The 17,311-nt window shown below is 49.4% G+C and carries 15 protein-coding genes, 3 tRNA genes and 1 other RNA gene; 9 read left to right on the top strand and 10 right to left on the bottom strand.

The features are described 5' to 3' along the window. The coding region (locus M2404_RS08630) for a hypothetical protein (protein ID WP_259239314.1) at positions 1–352 on the top strand (352 nt) is incomplete at its 5' end. A 234-nt stretch (positions 353–586) separates the two neighbouring features. Here M2404_RS08630 and M2404_RS08625 read toward each other — a convergent pair. From M2404_RS08625 to M2404_RS08600, 6 genes are all read right to left on the bottom strand, one after another. Continuing rightward, positions 587–1,114, bottom strand: a complete 528-nt coding sequence (locus M2404_RS08625; RefSeq protein WP_259239312.1) for a GNAT family N-acetyltransferase — start codon at positions 1,112–1,114, stop codon at positions 587–589. After that, positions 1,104–1,376, bottom strand: a complete 273-nt coding sequence (locus M2404_RS08620) for a type II toxin-antitoxin system TacA family antitoxin (RefSeq protein WP_259239311.1) — start codon at positions 1,374–1,376, stop codon at positions 1,104–1,106. The genes M2404_RS08625 and M2404_RS08620 overlap by 11 nt, the downstream gene beginning before the upstream one ends. A 109-nt stretch (positions 1,377–1,485) precedes the next feature. Beyond that, complete coding sequence (locus M2404_RS08615) at positions 1,486–3,111, bottom strand: tetratricopeptide repeat-containing response regulator (RefSeq protein ID WP_259239310.1); 1,626 nt, start codon at positions 3,109–3,111, stop codon at positions 1,486–1,488. A gap of 215 nt (positions 3,112–3,326) precedes the next feature. Beyond that, a tRNA-Val gene (locus tag M2404_RS08610) sits at positions 3,327–3,402 on the bottom strand. Positions 3,403–3,421: 19 nt separating this feature from the next. Then, positions 3,422–3,497, bottom strand: a tRNA-Val gene (locus M2404_RS08605). 25 nt (positions 3,498–3,522) lie between these two features. Continuing rightward, positions 3,523–3,598, bottom strand: a tRNA-Val gene (locus tag M2404_RS08600). Positions 3,599–3,798: 200 nt separating this feature from the next. Here M2404_RS08600 and gltX point away from each other — a divergent pair. Both gltX and M2404_RS08590 read left to right on the top strand, forming a co-directional pair. Next, on the top strand, positions 3,799–5,217 hold the full coding sequence (gltX, locus tag M2404_RS08595; RefSeq protein ID WP_259239309.1) for a glutamate--tRNA ligase: 1,419 nt from the start codon (positions 3,799–3,801) through the stop codon (positions 5,215–5,217). A gap of 168 nt (positions 5,218–5,385) precedes the next feature. Further along, positions 5,386–6,183: a DUF481 domain-containing protein gene (locus M2404_RS08590; RefSeq protein WP_259239307.1), complete on the top strand. Its 798-nt coding sequence runs from the start codon at positions 5,386–5,388 to the stop codon at positions 6,181–6,183. A gap of 55 nt (positions 6,184–6,238) precedes the next feature. Here the strand turns inward: M2404_RS08590 and serA are convergent, their stop codons facing one another. The 4 genes from serA to ssrS all read right to left on the bottom strand — a co-directional run bounded on the left by serA (position 6,239) and on the right by ssrS (position 9,290). Then, the gene (serA, locus tag M2404_RS08585) at positions 6,239–7,465 is read right to left on the bottom strand and encodes a phosphoglycerate dehydrogenase (RefSeq protein ID WP_259239306.1); all 1,227 of its coding nucleotides are present in this window, start codon (positions 7,463–7,465) and stop codon (positions 6,239–6,241) included. Positions 7,466–7,547: 82 nt separating this feature from the next. Beyond that, the gene (gene rpiA, locus M2404_RS08580) at positions 7,548–8,204 is read right to left on the bottom strand and encodes a ribose-5-phosphate isomerase RpiA (protein ID WP_259239305.1); all 657 of its coding nucleotides are present in this window, start codon (positions 8,202–8,204) and stop codon (positions 7,548–7,550) included. Between the two features lie 229 nt (positions 8,205–8,433). After that, on the bottom strand, positions 8,434–9,069 hold the full coding sequence (locus M2404_RS08575; protein ID WP_259239304.1) for a 5-formyltetrahydrofolate cyclo-ligase: 636 nt from the start codon (positions 9,067–9,069) through the stop codon (positions 8,434–8,436). A gap of 36 nt (positions 9,070–9,105) precedes the next feature. Then, positions 9,106–9,290, bottom strand: a non-coding RNA gene (gene ssrS / locus M2404_RS08570) — 6S RNA. A 195-nt stretch (positions 9,291–9,485) separates the two neighbouring features. On the opposite strand from ssrS, the gene M2404_RS08565 reads away from it, so the two are divergent. The 6 genes from M2404_RS08565 to gcvP all read left to right on the top strand — a co-directional run bounded on the left by M2404_RS08565 (position 9,486) and on the right by gcvP (position 17,198). Continuing rightward, positions 9,486–10,067: a UPF0149 family protein gene (locus M2404_RS08565; protein ID WP_259239303.1), complete on the top strand. Its 582-nt coding sequence runs from the start codon at positions 9,486–9,488 to the stop codon at positions 10,065–10,067. Then, complete coding sequence (gene ubiH, locus M2404_RS08560) at positions 10,068–11,264, top strand: 2-octaprenyl-6-methoxyphenyl hydroxylase (RefSeq protein ID WP_259239302.1); 1,197 nt, start codon at positions 10,068–10,070, stop codon at positions 11,262–11,264. 1 nt (position 11,265) lies between these two features. Further along, entirely contained in the window at positions 11,266–12,489 is a 1,224-nt protein-coding gene (locus tag M2404_RS08555) for an FAD-dependent monooxygenase (protein WP_259239301.1), read from the top strand. Between the two features lie 189 nt (positions 12,490–12,678). Continuing rightward, positions 12,679–13,758: a glycine cleavage system aminomethyltransferase GcvT gene (gcvT, locus tag M2404_RS08550; RefSeq protein WP_259239300.1), complete on the top strand. Its 1,080-nt coding sequence runs from the start codon at positions 12,679–12,681 to the stop codon at positions 13,756–13,758. 57 nt (positions 13,759–13,815) lie between these two features. Then, the gene (gene gcvH, locus M2404_RS08545) at positions 13,816–14,202 is read left to right on the top strand and encodes a glycine cleavage system protein GcvH (RefSeq protein ID WP_259239299.1); all 387 of its coding nucleotides are present in this window, start codon (positions 13,816–13,818) and stop codon (positions 14,200–14,202) included. Between the two features lie 104 nt (positions 14,203–14,306). Beyond that, a complete protein-coding gene (gene gcvP, locus M2404_RS08540) occupies positions 14,307–17,198 on the top strand; it encodes an aminomethyl-transferring glycine dehydrogenase (protein WP_259239298.1) in 2,892 nt (963 codons plus the stop codon). Positions 17,199–17,311 lie beyond the last annotated feature (113 nt).

The following is a 17,311-nucleotide window of genomic DNA, read 5'->3' as shown; positions in this document are numbered from 1 at the left end:
GAGCAGGTTGAGCATTTTATGGATAACGCCGCGCCGTTTCCGGGAGGCGGTCATGGCTTGCAGCGGGTGTATCAGAGTTAGGATCAGTTATTTAGATGTTGAGAGAATTTTCGAGCTGTTGCTGGCCGAGGAAACCGGGAAGCATTTAATTTCTTTAGGTGAGTCGTTTGACGATTTCTGTATCCTTGTATATGCGAAAGATGATTTATTAAATTTTGTATGGCGATTAGAACCTGATCCTTATTTCGATCATCCGCAATATGGGTATGAGTTAAAATCTGGCGTTGTCCCACTAAAGTATTTCCTAGGAGTCGTCGAAGATTATAAATCAGCAATTTCTAACTATGTTTGATAGCTATTTTTTTAATTGAGCAATCACACACCGACATAAAACCCAGCAGTGATCAAAGCCATCAGCATGCAGGGCAGCGGGTGCCGGTAGAAGTGATCAGCGTTGACCAGCAGGCTGCACAGATTTGTCCAGTGCCACTAACTGGTGGGGCTGGACAGATTGATCTGTTCTACTGGTGAGATGTAGGGAAGTCCTTGTCATCAATGTCATGGTTTTAATTTGGGGAAAAGGTCATCATCCGAGTAACGCTTTAATTGTTTGGATACTGAGAAACATTTTTGCGATATCGTTTTGGCTACCTTCGTCGAGACGGATAAACCCCAGTAACAGATAAAAGGCAATGGCATCAAGATCGGCATCCAGATATAGCCCGTAAATACCAATTTCTTTTGACGCTCTGTGTACCCTGTGTAATGCATCAGACATCATTTTTTTTCCGATGCCTTGCCCTTGCAGGCTTTTATCGACGCCTAACATCACCAGGCGAACGCAGGGAATATCTCTGGGTAAACTGCCCTGAGACAGCTTGTCTAACTCCGGTGCCGATAATTTAAAGGACGCTAAGGTATAAAAAGCAGAAAAACATTCACTGTTCCCGGTATCCAATAACACGTAAGCCTGAGAAAAGTGCTGGCTGATCTGCTTTTTTAGTGATGAGTGAACAAACTTATTAATAATCTTGTTTCCGCAGTCAAATTTTTTCTGCTGGAAATACGTTTTGCTCGTGTCATATTGCTCTATAACAAATTTCTTATCGTTCACTAAAGGTTCCTGCTGAAAGTAAGTCCTTTAACTCTTCAGTAGGTTTTGCAGGTTTAGATAACGCTTTAAACAATGCAACTTGTTCTGATTGTTGCAGTTGCGCTTGTTCTATTACCTGTCTTGCGGCTTTTAATGCCGGTTCAATGATAAAACTCGTCATATCAACCCCGCGCAAAAGGGCTGCGTGTGCCAGCAACTCCTTATTTTGCTGTGTGGTCTTCAAATCCAGCCGGGCGTCTTTTTTCAAAGCTAATGAAGTCATGCTATTTCTCCTGTACGGTTATTGTACGTATATATACTGTGAGGCCAGAGCATCAAAGTCAAGTAAATAATGAACGTATATTGTACGTATGTTGCCGCACTTGGTTTGGCTAAACAGCGGTTTCGTCTAAGTACTTTTGCCTTAATTGCAGGTAACGCTCTTGTTGTCCGGCTTTAAGTTTACTGCCGTCAATCAGCTGCTGGCATTGTTGCAACAAGCTCTGGCGTTGTTGTGGCGGGCAAAGCTGGCGGGGGGAGGTTAGCAGTGTTTGCAGCAGGTTAAGCGCTATGCCAGCATTTTTCGGCATAACCTGGGCGGCCATAACAAAAGCAGCAAACGCTTCTTGCCAGTTGCCGTGCTGGTACAGGCGCACTGCATTGTTATTCAGCTCTCTGGGGCCTTGCGGCATACGTTCGCGCTCTTGCTGCTCTTGCTGCAGATATTGCATAAATACCTGCTCAGGCTGCTGTTTACGGCAGTGTTCGGTAATCTGCCGGAACAGTTGTCTGGACGCATCGGCTAAGCCTACTTCATGCAAAGCCTTGGCTTTATCCAACGCATCTTCCAGCGAGGTAATTTCAGGTTGGGGTTCAAGCTCTGCCAGCAATTGCCGGGCCTTATCGCGGTGATCCTGCAGGTACATCAGCCGGGCTTGTAACACCTGTTGTTGCTCAGTCAATTTGTGGCTGGCAAATTGGTGCTGCACCATATTCAGTGACAATGTGGCCTGGCGATTAAGCCGGGACTGCTGCTCAGTATCTTCAGTGCTAAGGGCGAAATCTATGCTGGCGCGCGCCATATTCAGATATAAATCGGGTTGTTCATAAATTGAATTGCGGGCAAATTTAACCATATCGCGGGCGGCACGGTATTGAATTTCGTAATCATGGTTTAGCCGTGACAACTGCAACAGTTTTTGCTGACGTAGCAGATTACGCGGGGCTATGTTCGCAGCGGCCAGAATATGTTGTTGAGCTTCTTGGTAATGCTGTTGGCGAAACTCCAGCTCACTGAGGTTGTCCAGAGCAAACAGCCTGGTTTCCTGCCGTTTTAGCATTTGCTCCAGTTCAGCAAAAGCTTGTTGTTCGTGGCCTTGCTGCAATAAACAGCGTACCTGGCCAATTCTGGCCCAGCTAAATGGCTGAATTTGTAGCATGGCCGTAAAAAACACACTGGCCTCGTCCCAATTAGCTTGCAGCAGTAAAATATCACCCTTAATTTTAAGCAGCAGAGGAAACAGCTTGTGCAACTCAGTTTTACCAAGCTGAATATTGATATGCTGTAATGCTTTGTCCAGTGCATTTTGTTCCAGCAACTCATAAACCGGCCGTAGCAACTGTTTGCGTTTTAGCACCCGCTCAATACGCTGCTGCAAATCGCGGATAACAAACGGCTTGGCCATAAACTCATCGGGCTGTAATTCCAGCACACTGTGTACCAGCGCGGGATCTGTTTCTGCGCTGATAAAAATCACGCCGCCGGCAGGTTTATGTAAACCTCGGCTTTTTAATTCATCAAATAACTGGTAGCCATCTTTGCCTTTAGCCAGGTTGTAATCGCAGATCATTAAATCGTAGCTATTTTGCCGGCAAAGTTGCAGGGCGGTTTGGGCCCGGTCGGCTAATACAATATTCTGATACCCCAATTGTTCCAGCGCATAACGCAGAAAACTCTGGCTCAGGCTTTGATCATCAATTATCAGAATGCGTTCGTCGCGTTTAACGGCGGGTTCCATAGGAATAAAGCAGATCCGGGACAGAAGACTGACTTTACTATAGCAAGTTTTTAACAATGCAGAACAGCAGAAGATAAGATTTACTTCAGGTTATTTGCTACGGGTTTTATCAGGAAGTGGTGGATTGTACTGGGGCGGCATGCAATGCTTCGAGGCAGTGGCAACCGTGTCTTAATAAAGAGAGGGCGGTGCTTTGCTATGGTTTTATCAGGAAGTGGTGGATTGTACTGGGTTCGAACCAGTGACCCCCGCCTTGTAAGGGCGGTGCTCTCCCAGCTGAGCTAACAATCCATGGGAGTATAAAAATTTTTGGTGGATTGTACTGGGTTCGAACCAGTGACCCCCGCCTTGTAAGGGCGGTGCTCTCCCAGCTGAGCTAACAATCCATGGGATAAGTCTTTACATCAAATTTGGTGGATTGTACTGGGTTCGAACCAGTGACCCCCGCCTTGTAAGGGCGGTGCTCTCCCAGCTGAGCTAACAATCCACGCTGTTTGATGGCGCTCATTATAGGGAGCATGAAAAAGCTGTCAACATTATTTTGGCAATTGTGGTTTGCCTGCTGCAAAAGTAAACATTCTGCCGTGCTTTAGTACAAAACAGTGGCTGCCGCTTTGCCTTAGCGAGTGCATCCGGTGCGCGGCATTGTTACAATAGCCGCCATTATTGCACTGTGATGGATAAACTATGTCTCTTGTTACCCGTTTTGCACCAAGCCCAACTGGTTATTTACACGTTGGTGGCGCCCGAACTGCTTTGTTCAGCTGGTTATATGCCAAAAAGAACGGCGGAAAATTTATTCTGCGTATTGAAGATACCGACTTAGAGCGTTCTACCCAGGCGTCGGTTGATGCTATTTTAGAAGGCATGACCTGGCTGGGGCTGGATTACGACGAAGGCCCGTACTACCAAACCAAGCGCTTTGATCTGTATAAAGAAGTGGTTGCACAGCTGTTGGCAGATGGTAAGGCTTATAAGTGTTTTTGCACCATAGAAGAAGTTGACGCTATGCGCGAAGCGCAAGCCGCTGCCGGTGAAAAACCGCGCTATAACGGTATGTGGCGTGACCGCACTGATCATCCGGCGGATAAACCTTTCGTTATCCGTTTCAAAAACCCGCAAAGCGGCACTGTGGTAATTGATGACTTAATAAAAGGCCGTATTGAAATTGCCAACAGCGAGCTGGACGACTTAATTATTGCCCGCAGCGATGGCACACCTACCTATAACCTTACTGTGGTGGTAGACGACTGGAAAATGGGTATAACTCACGTGATCCGCGGCGACGACCATGTTAATAACACACCACGGCAGATGAATATTCTGGCAGCGCTGGGTGCTGACATTCCGAAATATGCTCATGTGCCAATGATCCTCGGCGATGATGGTAAACGGTTATCCAAGCGCCACGGTGCGGTGGGTGTAATGCAGTACCGCGATAACGGCTTTTTACCCGAGGCCTTGCTTAATTATTTAGTGCGTTTGGGCTGGTCACATGGTGATCAGGAAATTTTCAGCAAAGACGAGCTGGTTCAACTGTTTGATCTGGATAGCTGTAACCGTGCTCCGTCGGCATTTAACACCGACAAACTGATTTGGTTAAACCAGCATTATATGAAAACCCTGCCGGCAGAACAGGTTGCAGCACAACTGCAGTGGCATCTTGCAGAGCAAAAACTGGATACCAGCAATGGCCCGGCGTTAACTGAGCTGGTAAAAGCGCAGGCCGAGCGGGTAAAAACGCTTAAAGAAATGGTAGAGGTAAGCCGCTATTTCTATGAAGACTTCAGCGACTTTGATGCAGAAGCGGCAAAAAAACATTTACGCCCGGTTGCGCTGGAACCTTTACAGGCTGTTGCAGCCAAACTGGATGCATTAAGCGAGTGGTCAGTGCCGGTTATTCATAATGCTATAAACGCTACGGCAGAGCAGCTGGGTGTGGGCATGGGTAAAATTGGTATGCCGCTGCGGGTGGCTGTTACCGGTGGTGGTAATTCACCGGCTTTGGATATTACGCTGGCTTTGATTGGTAAAACACGTAGCCTGGCGCGGTTGCAAAAAGCCATTGTTGCAGTGCAGCAGCGTGCGGCAGAAACAGAGCAATAATCATTTTAGCGTTAAAAGCCCCAATAACCCGGTTCAGTATCACTGGGCAGGTTTAGTGGGGCTGATACAATAAAAATGCCGAAAGGCAGGGAACAAATAATAACAACCGGGATGGCAATACGACTCATGGGTAACTAATTTATATAAAAGGAGTGACCAAGCGGAATAATGCCTTCTTTTTACAAAGGTATCAGCGCTGTGCTGATGCTTTGCTTGTATGGGGTACAAGCGAGCGAAACAGAACACTTACCCAGCAGCGAAGAGCCACTGCAGCCAATAGGCTTCTTTGGTACGGTGACAGGTGATGTGGAGCTGGGCTTTTTGCTGACGTCAGGTAACACTGACTCTTTTGCTATACGGGCGAATAGTGAGCTGGTGCACGAACTGGAGTATTTTCGTAACCGCTATCATTTACAAAGCCTGTTGCAAAAAAACAATGTTACCAATGCCAGCACCGGCGACAAAAATCAGGTTACGACCGCCAGCCGTTATGGCCTTACCGGCCAGAGTAACTATAAAATTGTTACAGGCAGGCAAACAGTGTTTGGCCGCGGAGCTTACCTGCATGATAAGTTTGGTGCTTTTAAAGAGCAGGCTTCTCTGGTGGTAGGTTATGGTAACCGGATTTATGAAAAGCAAAGCGACTACTTTGATCTGGAAACCGGCCCTGGTTTTGGCCACCAGGAAGCGGCGTCGGGTAACACCAATACCGGCCTGATCTGGTATCTTGCGGCAAACCTGGATTATCAGTTATACGATACCACCAAGTTTCGCCAGACACTGGAAAGCACTGTGTCGCTTAATGGTGAAAACTCGACCTTGTTAAGCCGCAGCAGTGTAACTGCACAGCTGGCAGGCAGTTTGTCAATGCGGTTTAATTTTGTGGTGAAGTTTAACTCTGATCCCGAAGGGGCTCGCAAGCAAACGGACACTGAAACGTCTGCTTCGCTGGTGTATACGTTCTGATGTAAAAAGCCGGTGCAAACCGGCTTTTTTGTCTTTGAGTTTTATGGCTGAAAAATCAGTGTAATACACGGGCGCGTAAGGTGCCGGGTATCGCTTTCAGCTCATTTAACGCCTGTTCAACATCGTCTGAATCAATATCTATAACCACATAGCCAATATCAGCATTGGTTTGCAGGTACTGGCCGGCAATATTAATATTCAGCCGGGCAAAAGCCTCGTTAATTTTGGTCAGCACACCTGGCTGATTTTTATGAACATGCAACAAGCGTGAACGGCCTTTGTGCTCTGGCAGTGATACTTCCGGAAAATTCACTGCGGAAAGTGTTGAGCCGTTGTCACTGTATTTCACCATTTTACCGGCTACTTCAAAGCCGATATTTTCCTGCGCTTCCTGGGTAGAGCCCCCAATGTGCGGTGTCAGGATCACATTATCAAAAGCGCGCAGTGGGGAGATAAACTCTTCATCATTACCTTTAGGCTCAACCGGAAACACATCAATAGCGGCGCCAGCCAGCTTTTTGTTATGCAGTGCCTCGGTTAATGCATCAATATCTACCACTGTGCCACGTGAGGCATTAATTAAAATACTGCCGGGTTTCATTAATTCCAGTTCAGCTTCACCAATCATATTTTTGGTTTGTGCTGTTTCTGGAACATGCAGGCTGATCACGTCTGACGTTTTTAACAAGGTGCTAAAATTAACCTGGGTAGCGTTGCCCAGCACCAGTTTGTCTTCGATATCGTAAAACTGAACGCGCATACCAATATTCTCAGCCATAATGCTCAGCTGCGTGCCGATATGGCCGTAGCCGATAATGCCGAGGGTTTTACCGCGCGCTTCAAAAGAGTTATTGGCTGTTTTTTGCCATTCGCCCCGGTGGGCGGCAGCGTTACGCTGTGGAATACCACGTAGCAGCATAATAATTTGCCCCAGCACCAGCTCGGCTACTGAGCGGGTATTGGAAAACGGCGCATTAAATACCGGAATAGCACGTTTTAATGCTGCGGTTAAATCTACCTGGTTGGTACCAATACAGAAACAACCAATAGCGACCAGTTTACCGGCGGCGTCCAGTACTTTTTCAGTCAGTTGGGTGCGCGAGCGGATCCCGATAAAGTGCGCATCTTTTATGCGCTCAATCAGTTCGTCTTCCGGCAGGGACGTTTTTAAATACTCAATATTGCTATAACCCTGGTTTTTAAAACTTTGCACTGCGCTTTGGTGCAGGCCTTCTAATAGCAATATTTTAATTTTGTCTTTGGCCAGCGAAAATTTTTCCATGTCACGTCTCTTCAATAAATTAAAAGTAAAATCAGTTTGTTAGTTATTATTGTTATAGTTTTTCGTGGCCTTGAGCTGTTATTTAGCGAATAACCTGTGTACCTGTGGCACTGCCTACCAATACCATGTCGGCAGCGCGCTGCGCAAAGATGCCATTGGTGACTACGCCGACAATATTATTAACTTGTTGCTCCAGTTTAAGCGGGTCGCTGATAATTAAATCGTATACATCGAGGATCACATTGCCGTTATCAGTGGTTACACCGGCGCGTAATACCGGCCGGCCACCGAGTTTGGTCAGTTCGCGTGCAACATAGCTGCCGGCCATTGGGATCACTTCTACCGGCAACGGGAATTTGCCCAGCATTTCAACCTGTTTGCTTTGATCAACAATGCAAATAAAGGTATCGGCAACTGCTGCAACGATTTTTTCACGGGTAAGGGCAGCGCCACCGCCTTTAATCATATGTTTTTGCGCGTTTATTTCATCGGCGCCGTCAACATACACACTAAAGCTGTCAATGCTGTTTAGATCCAGCACCTCGATACCCAGCGCTTTAAGTTTTTCAGTAGATTGTACCGAGCTGGACACCGCACCTTTAATGTCATACTTAATGCTGGCCAGGGCGTCGATAAAATGATTTACCGTAGAGCCGGTGCCCACGCCAACCACGGTATTACGCGGAATAAACTCCAGTGCAGCCCAGGCGGCGTTTTTCTTCATTTCATCTTGTGTCATCAGCTGTTCCAAATTCGTTTAGCCATACAGATGGATATTATATCGAAAGGGCCTGCTGACAAAAGGGCAAAAACGGAAAAAGGGCAAAACAGTTGTTTGCCGATGTTGCAGTGAGCAAACGCCGGCCACAATACCTGCTCTGGCTCGTCACAGCAACTCGCCCTACTGCCTGCGGCAGGGCTCAGACACTCTGTGACGACCAGATCGCGTTTCTGGCCTGCTTTTGTGATTAAGCATCAATTGCTCGACGAAAATCGAAGTAGTGATCCGGCGTAATAATCTGCTTTAGCGGAATATCCCAGGCTTCACCTGGCACAGCATCAACCTGCTGGCAGTTATGCGCCAGGCCGATAACCTGACAGTGGCTGTCGGGGGAGAGTTGTGACAAAGTGCGATCATAAAAGCCGCCGCCCATACCCAGGCGGTTACCGGCAGCATCAAAGGCAACCAACGGCGTAAAAATAATATCCAGCTGCTGCAGCGGTATCAGCCGGTGGCAGGCTGGCAAAGGTTCAGGTATGCCAAATTTATTCGGGTACAGCAGGGTGTCTTTATCGTAGCGCACAAACAACAAATACCCGGCAACAAAGGGGTGCAGTACCGGCAGATAAACGCTTTTGCCCAGCTGCCATAGAGCCTGAATAAGCGGATAGGTATCCAGCTCGCCGTCGTTGGCTAAATACAGCGCTATATGCTGGCCTGGCGTAATAATATTGCTGGCAAGCACCTTTGCGGCTAAATCTGTAGCTACCTGTTGCTGCGCCTCAGCACTGAGCTGTTGCCTTTTAGAACGGGTAAGTTTTCTCAGTTGCTGGCGCTGGTTTGTTGTGTCGGGCAAAGCTGGCTTGGGTATGGTACTGGTCATGCAAATAAGTATGCCTGAACGGCGGCAGAATAAAAGAGGTTCTCCAAATTGCCGTGTCTGGTGTTAGCCCTTGAACCATAGGTTCAAGGCGGGAGTCAGATGGCTGCCTCAGGCTTCCCGGTACGGGCCGGGCTTGCACACTGGCAGCGCAGAAGAATCCCTGGGTAAAAACAATTATCGGCTCAGGGACATCCACCTGATCACTAACAATCCAGAGAACAGGCTTGAGTATAACACCGCAGTTTGCTCTGTATAAGGTTATTCATCGCAGTTTTGTGCCTGCCGATGTTAGTTGCATGGTTTTGCAGCAACTTTTGTTTACGCTTTAAGCCATTATTAAAACTACAGTGCGAAGGTTGGCGCTTTTTCGCCGGGGTGGTAGCATAAAGGCAGGTAATCACAGCACGAACAGTTATATGAGCAGCCCTTTTTTACTAACCTACGACGAGTGGACTTACAAGCTGGATCAGGCTTATGTTATGGCGTCTGCTGCAGAAGTGCATGGTTTAATTGCCGGTTTATTAAGTGCCGGAGTCGAGCCTGATGCGCAACAGTTGCTACCGGTGCTGCACGATTTTCTTAACGATGGCCAGGCATTACCGGCAGAGGTTAAGCAACATGTCGCCGGGCTTATTGAGCTTACCCACAAAGAATTGGCACAAAACGACTTTAGTTTTAGCATGTTATTGCCAAGCGATGACGACAGCCTGCCAGAGCGCCTTGACGCCATGGTTGAATGGACTCAGGCTTTTCTGGTGGGTTTCGCCGTACAGCAAACTGATCTGTCGCTGGTATCTGACGACGTACGCGAAGCACTGGATCAACTGAGTGAAGTTACCCGTATTGATATCCACACCACCGATGATGGCAGCAGCGAAGAAAACGAAGAAGCGTATTTCCTGGTGCTGGAGCATATCCGTATGATGGCATTGGCCTGTTATACCGAAGTGGGACAAAAATTCAGCCCTAAGCCCATTGGCAATAAGACATTACATTAAATGACACAGACTGCTGTAATTTCAGATTTACCGCTGTTTGATATTGTGATCAGTGGCGGCGGTATGGCTGGCAGCACTTTGGCCTGGGCATTGCTGCAGGCTAACCCGGCGCTTAAGCTGGCGATTATTGAACAGCAAGCTGAAACTGTTAGCCAGGCCAGTTTTGACAGCCGCAGTATAGCGCTGGCTGCAGCCAGTGTTGATTTGCTGCAGCAATGGGGGCTTTGGCCTGACATTAAACCTAAAGCCTGCGCCATTGAGCATATTCATGTATCTGATCGCGGCCATTTCGGTAAAACCCGGCTTAGTGCGGCAGAATACCAGCAACAGGCACTGGGGTATGTGCTGGAAGTAGAGCACTTAGGCGCGCTATTGGCACAAAAACTGGCAGGTTATAAACAGTTACTGCGCTTTGCCCCCAATACCCTTACTGCAATAACGCCAATGCAACAGCAGCAGATGCTGATATTAAATGACGGTACCGTGCTGCAAGCCAAATTACTGCTGATTGCCGAAGGGGGGGTATCACCCAGCCGCAGCCTGGCAGGTTTTGCAGTGCAGGAGCGCCAGTATCAGCAGCATGCCGTTATCGCCAATCTGGCATTAGCGCAGGGACATCAGCATACGGCGTTTGAGCGTTTTACTGAACATGGCCCCATCGCATTGTTGCCGCTTACCCGCCAGCGCTATTCACTGGTGTACACCGCCACACCGCAAGATGCAGATAAATTAATGCAGCTTGACGACACTGCCTTTGTCGCACAGGTACAGCAGGCATTTGGCTATCGCGCCGGTATCTTCAGTGGGGCAGGTAAACGGGCCAGTTACCCGCTTAGTTTACGTGTCAGCGGCGATATAGTGCGTCATCGCACAGCGCTGCTAGGTAACAGTTTGCACAATGTACACCCAATAGCTGGCCAGGGCTTTAATCTGGCGCTGCGCGATATTGCCGGGCTGGTACGCCAGGTTACAGCTGCGCCGCACGATATTGGTGGTTATGCCATGCTGCGCGCCTATCAGCAAGCCCGCCAGCAAGATATCAATACCGTAACCACTGCCACCGATGCCCTGGTGCGTATTTTTTCTAACCGCTCGCGCTTAATGGCGCTGGCACGTAATACCGGTTTACTGGCCATGACTCTTTGCGATGAATTAAAACGCCCGGTGGCCGAACAAGCCATGGGGCTGCGGAGCTAACATGCAAAATGTTGATATTACTATTGTTGGGGCTGGCAGCGCCGGTTTAACGCTGGCTTTGCTGCTGGCCCCCCTTGGCCTGCAAATTGTTGTACTGGAACAGGGCAGCGCGCCGCATAGCAGCAATATTAACCATCAGCGCGTTAGCGCACTTAACCTGGCATCGCAGCGGGTGCTTAGCCACATTGGAGCCTGGCCTGCTATTGCCGCTACAGCACAAAGCTATAACCGTATGCAGGTGTGGGATGCCGACAGCTTTGCCCGTATTGGATTTGATGCCAAAGCCGAACGCTTGCCTGAACTGGGCTGGATTTGCGACAACGAACAGGTTCGTGTGGCGTTGTATCAGCAGTTACAGCCGCACAGCAATGTACGCTTTGAGTTTAACTGCAGCATTAACAGCCTGGTGCAAAGCGAACGTGATGTGCTGATTAACATTAACCAGCAGCAATTACTGTTAAGCCGCTTGCTGGTAGGTGCCGATGGCGTAAATTCGATGGTACGCACGGCGATGCAACTGCCGCTTACCCATTGGGATTACGAGCAGCAGGCCATAGTTGCCACTATTAATACTGAACAGCCGCACCAGAATACCGCCAGACAGGTATTTTTGCCAACCGGGCCGCTGGCCCTGTTACCGCTGCCTGATCCGCAACAATGTTCTATTGTCTGGAGCTGTAACCCTGAACGGGCCAAAGAGCTGCTGGCAATGGACAACAACACCTTTAATCAGGCACTTACTGCGGCCAGTAACAGTGTGCTGGGAGTGTTGCAGCTACACAATACGCCGAAAGCTTTTGGCCTGAAAATGCGCTATGCCAGCAATTGGCTGCGTGGCCGGGTGGTGTTGGTGGCTGATGCGGCGCACAGCATTCATCCGTTAGCCGGGCAGGGCATGAATTTAGGCCTGATGGACGTTACTGCATTAGCAGAACTAATCAGTGAATATGTTAGCAATAATAAAGACTTTACCGACAACCGCATGCTGCGCCGTTATGAGCGCTGGCGTAAGGCTGAGGCACAAACTCTGATCGCAGCGATGGAAGCTTTTAAACGTGGTTTTAGCAGTTCGCAGCCGCTGCTAAAGCTGGTAAGAGCTGTTGGTATGAGTAGTGTTAACCAACTGCCGTGGCTAAAAGGCCAGATCATTGCTGCAGCCCTTGGCAACAGTGGTGACTTGCCCAAACTGGCCAAGCCACAGGCCAAAACGGCGCGGCGCGCCTGAGTTAGTTTTTTTGGTTATTGCGGCAGTCGCATTACAAAAACTAATTAATCTGGGGCTGTTGGCAACGGTAGCCTTGCGTTATAATCCGGGCGCCTTTTTATCCGCTGATGCTGCCTAAGTTAACTAAAACCAAGCAGCTGCGCTGAATTTCCGGCGCCTTGCGGGCCTTACATTAAGCAGGACATAACAATGGCTAATCAAACTGCGTTACATGGCAAACACCTCGAAGCCGGTGCCAAAATGGTCGACTTCTTCGGCTGGGACATGCCAATCAACTACGGCTCTCAAATTGAAGAACACCACGCGGTACGCCGCGACGCTGGTATGTTCGACGTTTCCCACATGACTATTGTTGACTTAAAAGGCGCAGACACCCGCGCCTTTTTACGTTATTTGCTGGCAAACGATGTAGCAAAACTGACCGTGCCGGGCAAAGCGCTGTACAGTGGCATGTTAAATGAAGCCGGTGGCGTAATTGACGATTTAATTGTGTATTTTCTGCAGGAAGATTTCTTCCGCCTGGTGGTTAATTCAGCCACCCGTGAAAAAGACTTAGCTCACATCACTAAAGAAGCCGGTGCTTTTGGTGTAAGCGTTACCGAGCGCCCTGAGTTCGCCATGATTGCCGTACAGGGCCCGAATGCTAAAACTAAAGTAGCCACCTTATTAACGGCTGAGCAGCAAGCTGCTGTTGCCGGTATGAAACCATTTTTTGGTGTGCAGGCCGGTGAACTGTTTATTGCCACTACCGGTTACACCGGTGAAGACGGTTACGAAATTGCCCTGCCAAACGAGCAAGCTGCCGACTTCTGGCAAAAATTGCTGGATGCTGGTGTAGCGCCAGCCGGTTTAGGTGCGCGTGATACCCTGCGTTTAGAAGCCGGTATGAACTTATACGGCCAGGATATGGACGAAAGCGTATCGCCACTGGCGGCCAATATGGGGTGGACTATCGCCTGGGCACCAGAAGAGCGTAACTTTATCGGCCGTAAAGCGTTAGAGCAGCATAAAGCCGAAGGCACCTTCAAACTGGTTGGCCTGGTAATGGAAGCCAAAGGCGTATTACGCCATGGCCAGCGCGTAGTGGTAGAAGGCGGCGAAGGTGAAATTACCTCTGGCACTTTCTCGCCTACTCTGGGCTACAGTATTGCGATGGCACGGGTACCGGCTACGGTGGGCGAGGTAGCTGAAGTTGATATTCGCGGTAAGATGGTGCCGGTTAAAGTAGTTAAACCTGCTTTCGTGCGCATGAGTAAGAAAGTCATCTAAACTGTGACAGTAATTAAAAACTATATTAAATAAAAGACACCAGCTAAGGATTAAACAATGAGCTCAATTCCTAATACATTGAAATACGCCAGCAGCCACGAGTGGGCGCGCGACGAAGGCAACGGTATCTACACTGTAGGTATTACTGAACACGCCCAGGGTCTGCTGGGTGATATGGTGTTTGTTGAGCTGCCGGACGTAGGCGATGCCGTAACCCAGGGCGATGACTGCGCCGTAGCCGAATCTGTTAAAGCTGCCTCTGATATTTATGCGCCGCTGTCTGGTGAAATTGTAGAAGTTAACGAAGCACTGGCCGATGCACCAGAGCTGGTAAACAGCAGCCCGTACGAAGATGGTTGGATGTTTAAAATTAAAGTGTCTGATACCTCTGAGTTATCAGCGCTGTTAGACGCAGCCGGTTACAAAAACTCTATCGACGAGTAAGCCAGCATAGTCAATCCATTTAAGCCCCGTGCCCGTACCAGTTAACTGTTCAGCCACGGGGCTTAACTTTAGTAGCAACGAAACCTTACCAGGACATTCAAGGCATGACCAACTCCGCTGTGAAAACCCTGTCGCAACTTGCGAACCACGACGAATTTATTCAGCGCCATATCGGCCCGGACGCGGCAGAAACCGCAGCCATGCTAAATGAGCTGGGTGTAGACAGCATTGAAGCGCTGATTGCCCAAACGGTACCGGCTGATATCCGCCTGACTACGCCATTGGCTACAGGCCCGGCCCGCACTGAAGCCGATGCGCTGGCTGTGTTAAAGCAAGCTGCGGCAAAGAACAAAATGTTCAAATCTTACATTGGCATGGGTTATCACCCAACGTTAACGCCGAATGTTATCCTGCGTAATGTGCTGGAAAACCCAGGCTGGTACACCGCTTATACGCCATACCAGCCGGAAATTGCCCAAGGCCGGTTAGAATCGCTGTTAAACTTCCAGCAATTAACGCTGGATTTAACCGGTATGGAGCTGGCCAGTGCCTCGTTGCTGGACGAAGCCACTGCCGCCGCTGAAGCTATGGCATTGGCCAAGCGCGTAACCAAGAGCAAGTCTAACCTGTACTTTATTAGCGACGATGTTCACCCGCAAACCATCGACGTGGTAAAAACCCGCGCCGAAATGTTCGGCTTTGACATCGTAGTTGGCAAAGCGGCCGATGCCGCCACGCACGATGTATTTGGTGCGCTTATTCAATACCCTGCCACTAACGGTGAGATCCGTAACGACAGCGAATTAATTGCGCAGTTACAGGCGAAAAAAGCCATTGTGGCCGTTGCCACTGATCCTATGGCGCTGATGCTGTTAAAAGCCCCAGGCCAGTTAGGCGCCGATGTAGTATTGGGCAGCGCCCAGCGTTTTGGTGTGCCTATGGCCTACGGCGGCCCGCACGCGGCGTTTTTTGCTACCCGCGATGCTTACAAGCGCTCTATGCCTGGCCGCATTATTGGTGTGTCGAAAGACCGCCGCGGTAACCAGGCACTGCGTATGGCAATGCAAACGCGCGAGCAACATATCCGCCGCGAAAAAGCCAACTCTAACATTTGTACTGCGCAGGTATTACTGGCCAATATGGCATCGTTTTACGCGGTATATCATGGCCCGCAGGGGCTGAAAAATATCGCCCTGCGTATTCACCGCAGCGCTGATCTTTTTGCTGCTGGTTTACAAGCCAAAGGCGTGGCCTTAGTAAACCAACACTGGTTTGACACCATTACCTTTAAAGTGGCTAACCGTGCCGACGTTATCAACCGTGCTTTAGCGGCCGGTGTTAACCTGCGTACCGATGTAGCTGACTCGTTGGCGGTAAGCTTCCACGAAGCCACCAGCAGCGCAGATATTGCTGAGCTGTTTGATATCGTGCTGGGCACAAACCACGGCTTAAATGTAGATACGCTGGATAGCGCTATTGTTAAAGACGGCAGCAAATCTATTCCTGCTGAACTACAGCGTAACGACAGCGTGCTGGGCCACCCGGTATTTAACCAGTATCACTCTGAAACTGAGATGCTGCGTTATATCAAAAAGCTGGAAAACAAAGATTTATCATTAAACCACTCGATGATTTCGCTTGGCTCATGCACCATGAAGCTAAATGCCACCGCCGAGATGATCCCGGTAACCTGGCCAGAGTTTGGTTCGTTGCACCCGTTCGTGCCGCGCGACCAGGCAGAAGGTTACTACGAGATGATTAATCAACTGGGCGACTGGCTGGTAAACATTACCGGTTACGACAATATCTCTATGCAGCCAAACTCGGGCGCGCAGGGCGAGTACGCCGGTATGGTGGCAATTCGTAAGTACCACGAAAGCCGCGGTGAAGGCCATCGTAATATCTGTTTAATTCCGGTATCGGCGCACGGTACTAACCCGGCTACTGCCGCCATGACCAGCTACGACGTAGTACTGGTTGAGTGCGACAAGCGCGGCAATATCGATATGGCCGATTTAAAAGCCAAAGCCGCTGAAGTGGGCGACCGCTTAGCCGCTATCATGGTAACTTATCCATCTACCCACGGTGTATTTGAAGAGAGTATCCGTGAGCTGTGCGACATTATTCACAGCTACGGCGGCCAGGTGTATATGGACGGCGCCAATATGAACGCCCAGGTGGGCTTAACCGCACCTGGCTTTATCGGCTCAGACGTATCGCACTTAAACCTGCACAAAACCTTCTGTATTCCACACGGCGGTGGCGGCCCTGGCATGGGCCCGATTGGCGTGAAAAGCCATTTAGCACCATTCCTGCCTAACCATGCAGTGGTAAGCATTGATGGCACCGGCAGCGATAACGGCGCGGTATCTGCAGCACCGTTCGGTAGCGCCGGTATATTGCCAATCAGCTGGATGTACATTGCGATGATGGGCGGCGAGGGCTTAAAACAGGCTACTGAATACGCCATCCTGAACGCAAACTACATGGCGAAAAAGCTCGACCCGTTATTCCCGGTACTGTACCGCGGTACCAACGGCCGGGTAGCGCACGAATGTATTATCGACATTCGCCCGCTTAAAGAAGCCAGTGGCATTACCGAGATGGATATTGCCAAGCGTTTAATGGACTTTGGTTACCACTCACCAACAATGAGCTTCCCGGTAGCTGGCACGCTGATGATTGAGCCAACAGAATCAGAAAGCAAAGCAGAGCTGGATAAATTTATCGAAGCGATGAGCACCATACGCGCTGAAATTGCCAAGGTAGAAGCGGGTGAGTGGACAGTGGACAACAACCCACTGGCCTATGCACCGCATACCATGCAAGACATTTTCGACCCGGCATGGGACCGCGCCTACGAGCGCCAGTACGCCGCCTTCCCGGCAGCTTACGTGGCAGAGAACAAGTTCTGGCCAACGGTTACCCGTATCGACGATGTATACGGCGACCGCAACCTGATTTGTTCATGCCCAAGCCCGGAAGCGTATCGGTAAGCGTTTAGCGTTTATGCAGTAACAACTAAAACCCCGGCCAGCGTGCCGGGGTTTTTTATCAGCATATTTAACTTTGTTTTCAGGCGTCCGGCTTAACTGACGTTGGTAATTCA

The organism is Rheinheimera pacifica (genome assembly GCF_024809855.1).
In the GTDB taxonomy this organism is placed as follows: Bacteria; Pseudomonadota; Gammaproteobacteria; order Enterobacterales; family Alteromonadaceae; genus Alishewanella; species Alishewanella pacifica_A.
The sequence above is the reverse complement of the archived record's forward strand: the minus strand, read 5'-3'. Positions and strand labels throughout refer to the sequence as shown.

Excerpts from the sequence above, each read along its gene's own strand:
- M2404_RS08590 (WP_259239307.1), top strand. The coding sequence starts at position 5,386 with ATGCCTTCTTTTTACAAAGGTATCAGCGCTGTGCTGATGCTTTGCTTG.
- M2404_RS08555 (WP_259239301.1), top strand. The coding sequence starts at position 11,266 with ATGCAAAATGTTGATATTACTATTGTTGGGGCTGGCAGCGCCGGTTTA.
- M2404_RS08615 (WP_259239310.1), bottom strand. The coding sequence starts at position 3,111 with ATGGAACCCGCCGTTAAACGCGACGAACGCATTCTGATAATTGATGAT.
- serA (WP_259239306.1), bottom strand. The coding sequence starts at position 7,465 with ATGGAAAAATTTTCGCTGGCCAAAGACAAAATTAAAATATTGCTATTA.
- M2404_RS08575 (WP_259239304.1), bottom strand. The coding sequence starts at position 9,069 with ATGACCAGTACCATACCCAAGCCAGCTTTGCCCGACACAACAAACCAG.
- gcvP (WP_259239298.1), top strand. The coding sequence starts at position 14,307 with ATGACCAACTCCGCTGTGAAAACCCTGTCGCAACTTGCGAACCACGAC.
- gcvH (WP_259239299.1), top strand. The coding sequence starts at position 13,816 with ATGAGCTCAATTCCTAATACATTGAAATACGCCAGCAGCCACGAGTGG.
- gcvT (WP_259239300.1), top strand. The coding sequence starts at position 12,679 with ATGGCTAATCAAACTGCGTTACATGGCAAACACCTCGAAGCCGGTGCC.
- rpiA (WP_259239305.1), bottom strand. The coding sequence starts at position 8,204 with ATGACACAAGATGAAATGAAGAAAAACGCCGCCTGGGCTGCACTGGAG.
- ubiH (WP_259239302.1), top strand. The coding sequence starts at position 10,068 with ATGACACAGACTGCTGTAATTTCAGATTTACCGCTGTTTGATATTGTG.
- M2404_RS08565 (WP_259239303.1), top strand. The coding sequence starts at position 9,486 with ATGAGCAGCCCTTTTTTACTAACCTACGACGAGTGGACTTACAAGCTG.
- gltX (WP_259239309.1), top strand. The coding sequence starts at position 3,799 with ATGTCTCTTGTTACCCGTTTTGCACCAAGCCCAACTGGTTATTTACAC.
- M2404_RS08620 (WP_259239311.1), bottom strand. The coding sequence starts at position 1,376 with ATGACTTCATTAGCTTTGAAAAAAGACGCCCGGCTGGATTTGAAGACC.